The sequence below is a fragment of the Bacteroides sp. OM05-12 genome (assembly GCF_003438995.1).
GTDB lineage: Bacteria > Bacteroidota > Bacteroidia > Bacteroidales > Bacteroidaceae > Bacteroides.
In genome coordinates this window covers 33,639-47,121 of the sequence record NZ_QSUN01000018.1, presented here as the reverse complement: position 1 = coordinate 47,121, position 13,483 = coordinate 33,639, and the positions used below count along the sequence as shown (strand labels likewise).

15 protein-coding genes are annotated in these 13,483 nt (G+C 48.4%); all 15 read left to right on the top strand.

Annotated features, from left to right (window positions below; translation table 11 throughout):
• Nucleotides 1-35 precede the first annotated feature (35 nt).
• The 15 genes from DXB63_RS12970 (at nucleotide 36) to DXB63_RS12900 (ending at nucleotide 13,472) form a co-directional block, all read left to right on the top strand.
• Complete coding sequence (locus DXB63_RS12970) at nucleotides 36-1,514, top strand: amidohydrolase (RefSeq protein ID WP_122126841.1); 1,479 nt, start codon at nucleotides 36-38, stop codon at nucleotides 1,512-1,514.
• A 5-nt stretch (nucleotides 1,515-1,519) separates the two neighbouring features.
• Nucleotides 1,520-2,278, top strand: coding sequence for an SDR family NAD(P)-dependent oxidoreductase (locus DXB63_RS12965; protein ID WP_122126840.1), 759 nt, complete (start codon nucleotides 1,520-1,522; stop codon nucleotides 2,276-2,278).
• An 18-nt stretch (nucleotides 2,279-2,296) separates the two neighbouring features.
• Complete coding sequence (locus DXB63_RS12960; RefSeq protein ID WP_122126839.1) at nucleotides 2,297-3,463, top strand: aldo/keto reductase; 1,167 nt, start codon at nucleotides 2,297-2,299, stop codon at nucleotides 3,461-3,463.
• Nucleotides 3,464-3,560: 97 nt separating this feature from the next.
• On the top strand, nucleotides 3,561-4,238 hold the full coding sequence (locus DXB63_RS12955) for a dihydrofolate reductase family protein (RefSeq protein WP_122126838.1): 678 nt from the start codon (nucleotides 3,561-3,563) through the stop codon (nucleotides 4,236-4,238).
• A gap of 18 nt (nucleotides 4,239-4,256) precedes the next feature.
• A complete protein-coding gene (locus tag DXB63_RS12950) occupies nucleotides 4,257-5,327 on the top strand; it encodes an alpha/beta hydrolase (RefSeq protein WP_122126837.1) in 1,071 nt (356 codons plus the stop codon).
• Nucleotides 5,328-5,428: 101 nt separating this feature from the next.
• Nucleotides 5,429-6,073 (top strand): flavodoxin, encoded by a 645-nt coding sequence (locus tag DXB63_RS12945; RefSeq protein ID WP_233522856.1) that lies wholly within the window; start codon nucleotides 5,429-5,431, stop codon nucleotides 6,071-6,073.
• Complete coding sequence (locus DXB63_RS12940; RefSeq protein WP_122126836.1) at nucleotides 6,063-7,073, top strand: DUF6282 family protein; 1,011 nt, start codon at nucleotides 6,063-6,065, stop codon at nucleotides 7,071-7,073. Before DXB63_RS12945 ends, DXB63_RS12940 begins: the two co-directional genes overlap by 11 nt.
• An 8-nt stretch (nucleotides 7,074-7,081) precedes the next feature.
• The gene (locus DXB63_RS12935; RefSeq protein ID WP_122126835.1) at nucleotides 7,082-7,678 is read left to right on the top strand and encodes an AraC family transcriptional regulator; all 597 of its coding nucleotides are present in this window, start codon (nucleotides 7,082-7,084) and stop codon (nucleotides 7,676-7,678) included.
• Nucleotides 7,679-7,750: 72 nt separating this feature from the next.
• Nucleotides 7,751-8,344 (top strand): flavodoxin, encoded by a 594-nt coding sequence (locus tag DXB63_RS12930; RefSeq protein ID WP_122126868.1) that lies wholly within the window; start codon nucleotides 7,751-7,753, stop codon nucleotides 8,342-8,344.
• Nucleotides 8,345-8,380: 36 nt separating this feature from the next.
• On the top strand, nucleotides 8,381-9,040 hold the full coding sequence (locus DXB63_RS12925; protein WP_122126834.1) for a flavodoxin: 660 nt from the start codon (nucleotides 8,381-8,383) through the stop codon (nucleotides 9,038-9,040).
• Between the two features lie 12 nt (nucleotides 9,041-9,052).
• On the top strand, nucleotides 9,053-10,153 hold the full coding sequence (locus DXB63_RS12920) for a cyclophilin-like fold protein (RefSeq protein WP_122126833.1): 1,101 nt from the start codon (nucleotides 9,053-9,055) through the stop codon (nucleotides 10,151-10,153).
• Nucleotides 10,154-10,173: 20 nt separating this feature from the next.
• On the top strand, nucleotides 10,174-10,365 hold the full coding sequence (locus DXB63_RS12915; protein ID WP_122126832.1) for a twin-arginine translocase TatA/TatE family subunit: 192 nt from the start codon (nucleotides 10,174-10,176) through the stop codon (nucleotides 10,363-10,365).
• A gap of 6 nt (nucleotides 10,366-10,371) precedes the next feature.
• Nucleotides 10,372-11,160 carry a twin-arginine translocase subunit TatC gene (tatC, locus tag DXB63_RS12910; RefSeq protein ID WP_122126867.1) on the top strand — a complete coding sequence of 263 codons (789 nt, stop codon included), beginning with the start codon at nucleotides 10,372-10,374 and terminating at the stop codon, nucleotides 11,158-11,160.
• 116 nt (nucleotides 11,161-11,276) lie between these two features.
• Nucleotides 11,277-12,044: a hypothetical protein gene (locus DXB63_RS12905; RefSeq protein ID WP_199604211.1), complete on the top strand. Its 768-nt coding sequence runs from the start codon at nucleotides 11,277-11,279 to the stop codon at nucleotides 12,042-12,044.
• A 222-nt stretch (nucleotides 12,045-12,266) separates the two neighbouring features.
• Nucleotides 12,267-13,472, top strand: a complete 1,206-nt coding sequence (locus DXB63_RS12900) for an ATP-binding protein (RefSeq protein WP_122126831.1) — start codon at nucleotides 12,267-12,269, stop codon at nucleotides 13,470-13,472.
• The last annotated feature ends 11 nt before the right edge of the window (nucleotides 13,473-13,483 follow it).

Sequence of the window (13,483 nt, the reverse complement as noted above, 5' to 3'; positions counted from 1 at the left end):
TTTGCCACAGTATTGAAACTACTAAATTGAAGAATATGAGAATTAAGAATGAAATTGTCATAGGAATGCTTGCCCTGCTTTGTATGCTGCAAGTAAACACTGCGATGGGAGCATCACCAAAAGAAAAAAGGATGAAAAGCAGATTGCTCGAACTGGTCAAAGCCCAGCGGCAACCGTTGGCTGACAACGCAACGGCTATCTGGGGACTTGCCGAACTGGGATTTCTGGAACATAAGAGTGCGACTATCCTGCAAAAGCGTTTGAGCGACGCCGGATTTACCGTGCAGACGGGTGTCGCCGGGATGCCGACTGCCTTTGTTGCGAGTTACCGGAACGGTGAAGGGCCTGTCATCGGCCTGCTTGCCGAATATGATGCATTAGGAGGTCTGTCGCAGGATTCCACCTGCATACGTCATTTCCGAGCGGATAACACCAACGGGCACGGCTGTGGGCATAACTTGATAGGTTCGGGAGCCGTGGCCGCGGCAGTCGCTCTCCGGCAATGGATGGAGGAAAACGGTGTTCACGGGGAAATCCGTTTGTATGGTTGTCCCGCTGAAGAAGGCGGTTTCGGGAAAGTTTATATGGTACGCGATGGGCTGTTTAATGGCGTGGACGCCGTAATGCACTGGCATCCGACTGACTACAACGGTTATTATTCCTCGCCCCACATGGCAAGTGTCAGCACCAAATTCCGTTTCCGGGGCGTATCGGCCCATGCCGCAGCCGCTCCCGACCGCGGACGGTCGGCATTGGACGGGGCGATGGTAATGGCTACAGCCGTGGAATATCTGCGCGAGCATGTTCCCGACAAGACACGCATACATTATATAATCAGTAACGGTGGACGGGCTTCCAACGTGGTTCCTGATTTCGCGGAGATCGACCTGACCGTGCGTCATGCCAATTCGCAAGTGGCACGTGAGGTATGGAGGCGAATTGTGGAAATATCACGTGGTGCGGCTACCGCCACGGAAACCACCGCCGAATATGAACTTACGTCGGGCTGCTATCCGTTGCTTGTCAACCACACGTTGATAGACGTGGCGGCAACGAATTTCAACTCGCTATCCTTACCTCTTTGGAACAAGAGCCAAATGGAATTTGCCGAAGGGATTGCCTCGACATTAGAACATCCGGGGCCACTCGATCCCACCATTGTTTTTCCACCCTATCCGGCAAAGGAGGTGAACGCTTCGACCGACGTGGGTGACATCAGTTGGGTAGTACCGACGGTAGGCGTATTCACGATGGGTTGGATTCCGGGAACGGCAGCACATTCATGGCAAGCGGTAGCGGCCAGCGGTTCTTCTTTAGGTGTGCAGAGCGCACTGGTCGCTTCGGAAATCATAGCGACTACCGTATGCGACCTCTTCCTGAATCCTGAACTCATTGCTGCTGCCAAACAAGAAATGCAACAAGACAGAGGTACAGATTTCAAGTACGAGCCTCTGTTGGGTGATCGGAAACCGGCACTGGATTATCAACAGAAGAATTATTCATCTCAAAAATAAATAATATGGAAACAAAAACAATGAATGGAAAAGTAGCAATGGTAACTGGTGCGGCAGCCGGAATCGGTCTTGCTTGTGCAGAAGGATTCGCAAAAGCCGGTGCAACGGTTATTCTGGTAGATATCAACGAACCGAAAGAGCAGGCCGAAAAATTAAACTCGGAAGGTTATAAGGCTGTTTCGTATCGTTGCGACGTATCGGACACGCAAGCCGTAAAGACGATGATAGACTGGATCGTTATGACCTATGGCCGACTCGATGCGGCACACAACAACGCGGGCATCCAAACCCCGCAACGTCCGATGGCGGAGATTACCGACGAGGAGTTCGACCGCACGGTGGCTGTCGATCTGAAAGGCGTATGGAACTGCATGCGCTACGAGATTCTCCAGATGTTGAAACAGGGCGGTGGAGCGATTGTCAATACCTCGTCGCAGGGTGGTGTGACGGGATTTCCCGGACAGGCAGCCTATATCGCCTGCAAACATGCCGTAATCGGTCTGACACGTACCGCGGCTATCGATTATGCCGCAAAGGGCATCCGCATTAACGCCATCTGTCCGGGCGTCATCAGAACGCCGATGGCAGAGGAACTGATGCGGCGCAATCCGGATTTGGAGAAAGAGTTGGTACGTGATATTCCTGCCGGGCGTCTTGGTAAACCCGAAGAGATAGCAAATGCCGTCCTGTGGCTCTGCTCCGAGCAGGCAAGTTTCGTGGATGGTCATGCCCTTTTGGTGGACGGTGCCTTTTCTATTCACTAATCACAAAAACGTAAAACAATGGAAGAAGATAATAAAATGAACATCAGCCGCCGTGGATTTCTTAAAACGGCGGCACTGGCGGGAGCAGCATTGGCTATGCCTGCCGGACTTGACAAGGTTTTTGCTGCCGAGCCGAAACAACCGGAAACATCACGAAACGATGATACAGGCGTCGCCCGTATCAAAGGACATCGCGTATTGGGAACGGGGAAGGCGGCCTTCGAGGTTTCGGCTCTCGGTTTCGGCGTGATGGGTATGACCTATAACCGCAGCCAGCATCCGGATAAGAAACAATGTATCAGACTGTTGCATGAGGCGGTAGACCGTGGTGTGACACTCTTCGACACGGCAATCATCTACGGCCCGCTGACCAATGAAAATTTGGCCGGTGAAGCGTTGTCCGAGTTCAAGGGCCGGATCAGCGTAACGACTAAATTCGGGCATGAAGTCATCGACGGTAAGGGAACGGGACGTCAGGACAGCCGACCGGCAACAATTCGCCGTTATTGTGAGGAATCGCTCCGACGCCTGCGGCTCGAATCCTTGCCGATGTTTTACCAGCATCGTGCCGATCCGAACACTCCGGCAGAAGAGGTGGCAGCGACCATTGCCGACCTGATGAAAGAGGGCAAAGTACAGCATTGGGGGATGTGCGAGGTGAGTGCCGAAACCATCCGTAAGGCACACGCTATCTGCCCGCTGACTGCTATCCAAAGCGAATACCATCTTATGCACCGGCTTGTGGAGGAAAACGGTGTACTCGATACCTGCCGGGAGCTGGGTATCGGCTTCGTTCCGTACAGCCCGATTAACCGGGGCTTTCTGGGCGGCTGCATCAACGAATACACGGTCTTCGACCCGAACAATGACAATCGCCAAACTCTTCCGCGCTTCCAGCCGGAAGCAATGCGGGCCAACACGCGCATCGTGAGCGCGTTGCAAGCCTTCGGCCGTACACGGGGTATGACCTCGGCTCAGGTAGCCCTCGGCTGGCTGTTGCAGAAAGCACCGTGGATCGTGCCGATTCCCGGAACGACGAAACTGGCGCATTTAGAAGAGAATCTGCGCACGCTTGAATTTTCCCTCTCTCCTGAAGAATGGAGAGAACTGGAAGATACGGTTGTTGCCATTCCGGTTGTGGGAGATCGTTACAACGCCGAACAGCAAAAACAGGTAGGACGCTAAAATCGGTAAAAAGGGTAGCTCAATCCGTAATCCATCTAATGACGGGCCGGATAAACGGAGCTACCTTTGTTCCGGATTATTATAAAATTATAAAGATATGAAACCTTATATTATCAGTCATATGATGACATCCGTCGATGGCCGCATCGACTGCCCGATGGTCGGGCAACTGAGTACGGATGAATACTATATCGCATTAGAGAAACTCGGTTCTTGCTCGAAACTTTCCGGGCGGGTGACTACCGCTTTGGAATGTACGGCTGTCAAAGAGGAATCTTCCCGAATGGAGGGAACCCCGATAGGCAGGACTTCCATTTATGTCGCCAGAAAATCGGACGAATACACCATTGTAGTAGATACACATGGGAAACTGCGCTGGCAGGCGGATGAAGCAGACGGGCATCCGTTGCTCTGCATCGTCAGCGAGGAAGTACCCGAAGCGTATCTGGAAACACTCCGGCAGCAAGGCATTTCTTGGATTGCGGCCGGGAAAGGACGAATCGACTTGCCCAAAGCTATGGAAGCCCTGTCCGAGCATTTCGGGGTTAAACGCCTTGCAATAGTCGGGGGCGGGCATATCTGCGGCGGATTTTTAGAGGCCGGACTGATTGATGAAGTCAGTATCATGGTAGCCCCCGGCATTGACGGGCGCAAGGGGCAGACTGCCGTTTTCGATGGTATAACTGACATGGGATGCAACCCGTTCCGTCTGAAACTGGAAAGCGTGGAGCAGTGGCCGACGGATATAGTCTGGCTGCGCTACAAGATGAAATAATATAAATCCGAGAAGATTATGAAGATACAAGCATTTGCTATCATGACGTTGCTGGCTTTTACGAGTTGCAGCATCGGTAATAACAAGGAAAAGGAGATAAAATCAATAGATATGGATACATTGAATTTGACACAGGAATGGGACAAGACATTTCCGCAGAGTGAGAAAGTGGAACACACGAAAATTATCTTCCACAACCGCTATGGCATCACGCTTGCCGCAGACTTGTATAAGCCGAAAAATGCGCAAGGAACTTTGCCCGGTATCGCCGTAAGCGGACCTTATGGAGCGGTCAAAGAGCAGGTGTCGGGACGTTACGCCCAGACCCTTGCCGAGCGGGGATTCCTAACCATCGCTTTCGACCCCTCGTTTTATGGCGAGAGCGGCGGCACGCCCCGTTACCTGACCTCGCCGGAAATCAGCACCGACGACTTCAGCGCGGCGGTCGATTACTTGACCACCCGCGAGGATGTCGATTCGGAGCGTATCGGTATTCTCGGCATCTGCGGCTGGGGCGGTTTCGCCCTTAATGCTGCGGCCAACGACCCGCGTATCAAGGCAACCGTTACCTCTACCATGTACGATATGAGCCGTGTGAATGCCAACGGTTATTTCGATGCCAATGACAACGCAGATGCACGCAACAAACTTCGTCAGGCTCTCAACGAACAGCGCACGAAAGACTACCGAAGCGGCGGATACGAGCGTGACGGCGGCGTGGTGGAGACTGTAACGGACGATACTCCGCAATTCGTCAAGGAGTACCACGACTATTACAAAACGGAGCGAGGCTACCACCGCCGTTCCCCAAACTCCAATGAGGGAATTACGAAGACCAGCGTGTTATCATTCATCAATATGCCTCTACTCACCTATATCGGCGAGATCCGTAGTGCCGTGCTGATGATACACGGCGCCGAAGCTCACTCTCGCTATTTCAGCGAGGATGCCTATAAGCGGCTGACGGGCGATAACAAGGAACTGCTGATTATTCCGGGAGCTAACCATGTCGATTTGTACGACAATCTTGATGTGATTCCTTTCGATAAAATAGATACGTTTTTCAAAAAAGTCCTGAAAGAAAAATAAGAACCGGACTCCAGAACAAAGCAAATTGAGCCTCGCAGCAAATATGTTGCGGGGCTTTGCTTTTACCTTTGTGTCAGTTGAATAACTAAATAGAAACTGATATGGAAAAGAAGATTTTATTGCTTTTAGCATGGCTTATGTTAGCCGTAACAGGCTGCTCAGCCAATGACCCCCAAACGGATTCACCGGACACTCCTCCGGTCGAAAAACCGGAAGAACCCGCGGAGCCTTCGGGAAACAGAAAAATTCTGATCGTCTATTTTTCCCACACGGGCAACACACGGACGATTGCCGGTTATATTCATGATACGGTAAAGAGCGACCTTGTGGAGATCGAAACCGTAGATACTTACACCGATGACTATGACACTTTGCTGGCACAGATCAGGGAAGAAGTAGCGACCGAATATTGTCCGCCTCTCACAACCCGGATAGAGGACATCGATTTATACGATGTCATATTCATAGGTTATCCGATTTGGGTGGAAACGGCGGCCCCTCCTATCCGCTCTTTCCTGACAACACACGACCTTGCCGGAAAAACCGTTGTGCCATTCTGCACCAGTGGAACCAGTTCTGCCGAGGCGAGCTATCGGCTCATTCGTTCCCTTTGCCCGCAATCTACCGTTTTGGAGGGCATACAGATTCGCAGAGGAACATACGACACCGCATACGACCGTGTTATTGCATGGTTGCAAAAAATCGGTATTGTCGAACTGAATCAAGAAGAAAACGATGAAAGATAAACAAGGTCTGTCACGCCGGGATTTTATTCGTAATTCCATGATTGCGGGAGGAGCCATGCTCCTTTCCGGCATATTACCGTCGAAAGCCGGGATACCGACGTTTACTGATAGTGAAGATTTCAATTTTTCGGGAACAGATGAATTGCTCCGCGGTGTCAGCGATATTCATCTGCACGCTGCTCCGGACTCCAAAGCCCGCTTGGGAAATGAACTGGAATTTGCCCGTGCCGCTCATGATGCCGGATATAAATCCATGTTGTTCAAATCTAATGATTTCAGTAGTCATGACAGGGCATATTTAATTCGTCAGGTATTGCCGGATTTCGAGGTGTTCGGAAGCCTTTGCATGAATCGGGTACATGGAGAAAAAGTGAACACGTTCGCTGCGGAAAAGGCTGTGAATACAACAGGCAACCTTTGCCGCTGCATCTGGATGCCTACACAGGATGCTGTTTACCAGAATATCCGGTATCATGGAAAAAAAGAGGGTATTCCCGTGTTGGATGACAATGGGCATGTCCTGCCGGAAGTCGTGCAGGTAATGGAAATATGTGCCGAGGCGGATATCATTTTCGCTACCGGACACTCTTCCCCCGAAGAAAGCATCACGCTGGCCCGCAAAGCCCGTGAAGTCGGTGTAAAGAAATTCGTTGTAACTCATGCCAATTCCGGCATTTGGAAAATGACCTACGACCAAATAAAACGATGTATTGATTCCGGGGCATGGATTGAGTACAGTTATATAACCAACTTATGGGGCCCGGGTACGGGATTACCAGACTTTGAACGGATGAGCGACAAGGAGTTTGCGGGGTTCGTCCGTATAGCCCCGGAACACAGCATCATAACGACAGACCTCGGGCAGGTGGGAATGCCCCATCCAGTTGAAGGTATGCGTCGCTGTATCCGGGCGTTGCTCGAAAACGGGTTGTCGCAGCAACAAGTCAATTACATGGTACGCGACAATCCGGCGACACTTGTCGGATTGTCGGCAATATAATAAAGAACATGAACGAAGAACAGGATATTTATTCTTTTTGGTCAATTCATGCGACTTCCCATGCCTACCACCTTTTTCCCCGATACACGCTGGTTTATTTGTATAGCGGGCAGTTGCATTTGCGGAACCAGTGCGGTGAAGCATTGAGTATTGTCCGGGGAGATTGTGCCTTTATCGGAAGGGACAGTTACTCGCATCTTTATGCAGAACCGGAAGTGGATGCCCCATGTAGGATGTTGTACTTTTCGTTTCCAAGACATTTCCTTTGCGAGTTTTACCAAACACTGGACAGCTCGTTTCGGAAACATACAATGGAAGCTCTTCCGGCCCTGCATCTCTTGTCGGCGTGTCCCGGGATAGAGAGTTTCTTCCAGTCATTAGTCCCTTATCTTCACCGGAAGCAACCTTTGCCGGAAACACTATTGCGGTTAAAAACGATAGAAGTTGCTTATACCTTAATAAATATGGACAAACGATATGCGGCCAATTTGTTCGACTTTGCTGGAAAGTGCGGAATGGACGTGTTCGACCTGTTGAAGCCACGGGTAGAAAGAGACATCGTCTGGAAAGAATTTCCATTTGAGCCTGATAACAAACTTAATTGAGCTGGGCAACAAAGGTTATCTTCTCCGGCTTCCATACTTTTGTATTGTAGAAAAATTAAAAACATAATGAATATGAACGTAAAAGGATTATTGACAATGATAGTTATGCTGCTATTCACCCTTGTTTCTTGCAGCAGTGAAGAATCGGCAACGGTAGGATCGGGAGATACGATTTCAGGAGATGCCGGAAAAATTCTCATTGTCTATTTCTCATGGGGTGGAAATACCCGAATGGTCGCCAACCACATACACGATCTTGTCGGTTGCGATATAGTGGAAGTGGAGACAGTTATTCCTTATCCCGATTCTTACGAGGAGGTAATACAAATTGCCCCCGGAGAGTTGGAGAGCGATTATCGCCCGGAATTGAAAACAAAGGTAGAGAACATGGACGAGTACGACACGCTGATTGTCGGAACCCCCATCTGGGGCGGGCATCTTACCCCGGCCATGAAGAGCTTTCTGGCAGGCTACGATCTGTCGGGGAAGTACATAGCACCCTTCTGTACGCATGGTGGCAGTGGCACGGCTCAAAGCGTGTCCGATATCCGTTCGGTATGCCCCAACTCGACATTACTCGGCAGTTTGGCCGTGTATGGAAACCGGGCTGAAAACTCTCGGGAAGACGTTGAAAAATGGCTCAAACAAATAGGTATTATCGAATAATAACAAATAATTTAATTTTTAACAACGAGAAGCATTATGAAAAAGTTTCTGTATCTACTATTTGCCGCTTTTGTAGCGGTGGGATTGAGCGCCTGCTCTCCCGATGACAACGGACCTGATGGCCCGGAAACCGAAATCCCGGATACGCCGGAAAATCCGGACAACCCCGACAATCCCAACCCCGACCCTACGGGCAAGACGCTGATTGTGTATTACAGTTTCACGAATAATGTACATACCATCGTGACCGATTTGCAAACACAAATAGAGGCGGATGCGGTAAGAATAGAACCTGCCGAAGAAGGACTCGACTATGCCGCAAACAATTACGCTATCGGCAGCGCGCTGATTCAGGCTATCCGGAACAATCCGAATGACGAGAGTTCTTATCCGGCTATCAAATCCGTAGATGTGAATATAGCTGATTATGACAGAATTATCATAGGAGCGCCGTTGTGGTGGAGCAATATGGCAGCCCCACTGCAAACATACCTGTTTCAACACGGCAGTGAAATGAAAGGGAAAAGCATTGGTCTGATAGTATCGAGCGCAAGCAGTGGAATCAGTGGAGTTGAGTCGGATGCCAAACGACTTATCCCGGAAGGAAATTTCCTTACTCCAAGCCTGTGGATACGTTCATCCCAAACATCCGGATGCCACTCGATGATTGCAGACTGGTTGAATGAAATCAATTAAACGAAAAGAAAGATGAAACGATTATTCATATGTTTATTGCTGCTTGTTCCGGTAATGACTTTTGCCGGATGCAGCGAAGGGAATGATGAGCCACAGGCCGAAACTCCGGATACTCCTGACAATCCGGGGGACAATGAAGATAACGATGACGGCTCGGGAACAGTTAAACCCGGGAATGGGAAAATCCTGATCGCTTGGTTCAGCCGTTGGGGGAATACGAATTATGCCTCTGACGTGGATGCCTCGACCGGAGCAAGCATTATCATCGATAAAGGAACCCGCCGGGGTACAACCGAGGTGGTGGCCCGATATATCCAAACGGCTGTCGGCGGAGATTTGCATCTGATAGAAACGACCGCCCCGTATCCGACGGAGTTCGATGATGTCCGTGATCAGAATCACGCGGAGCAGGCGGCAGGAACACTTCCGTTACTTAAAAACAGCATTGAAAACATGGATCAATACGATGTGGTTTTCATCGGTTATCCCGTGTGGGCAACCGATGTTCCGCAGGCGGTACTTTCATTCCTTTCGGCCTATGATTTTTCGGGCAAGACCGTTGTGCCATTCTGTACCCATGACGGATATGGAGCCGGCAGCAGCTATCGTTCCGTGCAGACTTCCGCATCCGGTGCGAATGTCCCTGACGGAATCGCAATCGAGGCTACGGATGTACCTTCCGCAGAATCGCGGGTGCAGAGCTGGCTCGAACGAATCGGTATCGGGCGTGAAGAACCGCAAGGCAAGTCGATTCGTATTACTGCCGGCGGACATACTTTTACCGGGGAATGGCTCGACACACCGCTGGCGAATGAAATCAGGGGTATGTTTCCGCTGACTGCAACTTTAGGACGTTACGGCGGCCGCGAATATTACGGTTCCATGCCACAACGCCCCACCCATACCGAAGAAGGACAGCTCCGGTTCGAGAACGGCGACATCACCTATTGCCCTTCCAATAACACGATAGCCATCTTTTACGCGAAAGCCGATGACCCAAATATGGGACAACTTACCATGCGTATTATCCCGATAGGAAAAGTAACCTCTGATTTGGAGATTTTTGATGAGATGGACAGCCGTTTGGAGTTTATGTTCGATAATGTACAATAACCAAAATTAAAAGCAATAATATGACACCATTGTTTATCGGCGGTATCGGCATGCAGGAAGTGTTGCTGATCGCACTCGTGGTATTGCTGTTTTTCGGCGGCAAAAAGATTCCCGAACTGATGAAAGGTATCGGAAAAGGAGTACGTTCATTCAAGGAAGGGATGAACGAGATGAAACAGGAGATAGAAACGGAGCCTGAAAAAAAGGAATAACCGATGATGGCGGTGGAGAACAAACAATCCTTTTGGGAACACCTCGACGTGTTGCGGGCGGCGATTGTAAAGATCGTCCTCGTAACCGTCGGGTTCGGCATGGTGGCGTTCTTTTTCAAAGAAGCACTATTTTCAGTCGTACTTGCCCCCAAGAGCGACGGATTCATTACCTACCGTCTTTTCAACCGGATCGCGGCATGGAGCGGAGACTTATCCGAATCTTTCTCCGTCCGGCTCATCAACACGGGACTGGCACAGCAGTTCATCATTCACATGAAGACTGCACTATGTGCCGGAGTGTTGTGCGCTTCGCCGTATATCCTTTACCAGTTGTTCCGGTTCGTATCGCCTGCACTTTATGAAAACGAACGGCGTTATGTTACGAAAGTGGTCGGAGGAGGCTACGTGATGTTCTGTCTGGGGGTATTGATCAGCTACTTTCTGATTTTTCCGCTGACATTCCGTTTCTTGGGGACTTATCAGGTCAGTGGCGAGGTGGATAATCTCATTACCCTCGATTCGTATATTTCAACGCTGGTGATGATGTGTCTTGCAATGGGACTCGTTTTTGAAATCCCCATGCTTTCGTGGCTCTTTGCCAAGTTGGGATTCCTTTCGGACGGTTTCATGCGCCGCTACCGGAAACATGCCATCGTAATCATTCTTGTCGTGGCGGCAATCATTACCCCGACTTCGGATGTCTTTACGTTGTCGCTCGTAGCCCTGCCGATGTGGATACTTTACGAGGTGAGTATTCTAATCGTAAATAAAGCAGCGAAAAATAGTGAGCCTTAATGAAGATTACCAATAGAAACAATGCTCTGCAATGATTTCTTAAATAGCTTTAGTAAAGCCCTTTGTAATTAAAATATAAATCCATAAAAATAAATTTATAATGAAAAGATTGAATAATGGCTCTCTCTCTTTTTGGAGAAAGCCTACACTTGCATCATTTTGCTACGGAACAGGATGTAGCAGAAGAATTTTTTATCTTACTCTCTGAAGCGAGAGAGCTTTATCTTCAAGATGTCATAGTAGATGGCAAGCGGTATGATCGCTACTTGGATGACTTCATAAACAGGCACCGGTACATTGATTGCAATCATGCCGTCTGCCGGAACTGCCACGAAATGAACATCCATATCGTCAAAGGACTGCTAACCGAATGCGCCAACCTCGTCAAATCTCTTTTTATAGCCGACTCATTCTCGTTTGAGGAGTGCATGGAGATAAAGCGGATGTATGATATATCTGAATCACTGTCTATAACCGGTAAGTGCTGTATTGATGAGCCGATAAGCAATCATCCTCTTTCTTTTGGCTGCAACTTCACCCGTGAACAGATGGCTGGTATTGTATCTTGTGCCAATACTTACCATCTGTTTTGTATTCCCGTGCGCATCGAAGATATGGAAGCCCTCTTTGCTTGCAAGGAGGGCTTCTACCTCCGCGTGAACACAGTTCGATATGTGGCAATTTTGTTTGATGCGCTCCTCGAAAACACATTTATTCAATCTCATTGGCAATCCGTCTTGAACCGTGGCCGGTTCTTGCGATCCAAGGACGATACAAGGTTCGTTTCCGCCTCAAGCCTCTCGTCTGCCTTGTCCGCTGCAAGAAACAATATGACATCGGTAGCCTATGGTATCCGGAAAGCTATCGGACGATTGAAAGAATGACGCTAAGAATTAAAGCTAAATATTTCATTGTCATATTCAATTTTCAGATTTATAAGCCGTAGAGGAAAAGTTGCCGGAAATAATTTTTAGTCATTTATAGATATATGCAAAAAGATATCATGATACATAGCACTTTTGAAAAGGTGAATATTGATAAAAAATTCGCTTTTCTGAAAGTGTTTTGCTATATTTGCACTCAAAACCTACAAAATTGATTTCATTATGGATTATGCGGATATTCAGCCTTTATTAAATGCCTATCATCGAAAACTCGCTACGACCGATTTGCGTTTCAAACGATATTTGTATGACCGGATTAACTGGGATGTTCGACTGGTGGGAATAAAAGGAGCGCGTGGTGTCGGTAAGACCACCATGCTAATGCAACATATCAAGGAAACATTTGACAACATAGACGATGTATTATATGTTTCGCTTGACAATTTGTGGTTTGAGAATCATAGATTGGAGGAGTTAGTTGAATTCCTCTATACGCATGGTGTGATGCATATTTATTTCGATGAAGTACACAAGTATAAGAATTGGACGGCATTGCTCAAATACTTCTATGACAGTTATCCTGACTTGAATATTGTCTATACCGGATCTGCTATGCTTGCTATCGAAAATTCGGTGGCAGATTTGTCCCGCAGACAATCGCTTTACACTCTTACTGGGTTATCGTTCCGAGAATATCTCGAATATGAGGGCATTGCAACGATTCCATCCATCGATTTGGAAAAATTGCTTGTAACCCATACAAAATATGCGCTGGATGTTACTTCTGAAATAAAAGTGCTGAAACATTTTGACCGATATCTTCAGATAGGATATTATCCCTACTATAAAGAGGCAGGGGAGGATTACTTGATGCGAGTTGGAGAGGTTGCACGACTTGTTATCGATAGCGATATTCCTGCCGTTGAAGATATTACTTACACGACCGCACAGAAAATCAAGAAACTCTTGATGGTTATTGCCGAGAATGTTCCCTTAGAACCGAACATCAATAAACTCTCGTCACAATTGGAGTCAACGCGTGACCAGACACTTAAAATGTTGTATCTGTTAGATCGCGCTGGGTTGCTGTGGTTACTTACGAATAAAATCAAAGACTACAAGCACCTGACCGGACCGAAAAAGATATATCTTAATAATGCCAATCTGATGTACGCCCTTTCTGGCAAAGTCTCGGAAGGGACGATGCGTGAAACATTTTTTGCTAATCAGGTTGGAGCAATTACGACTCTGACAATGCCCAAGCAGGGCGATTTTATGGCCGATGGCAAGTATTTGTTTGAGGTTGGTGGAAGTCGCAAAACATTCGATCAGATTGCAAATCTTCCGAATAGTTATCTTGCTATTGATGATATTGAAACTGGCAACGGTAATAGAATCCCGCTTTGGATGTTTGGGTGTTTGTATTAAACTTATATCTG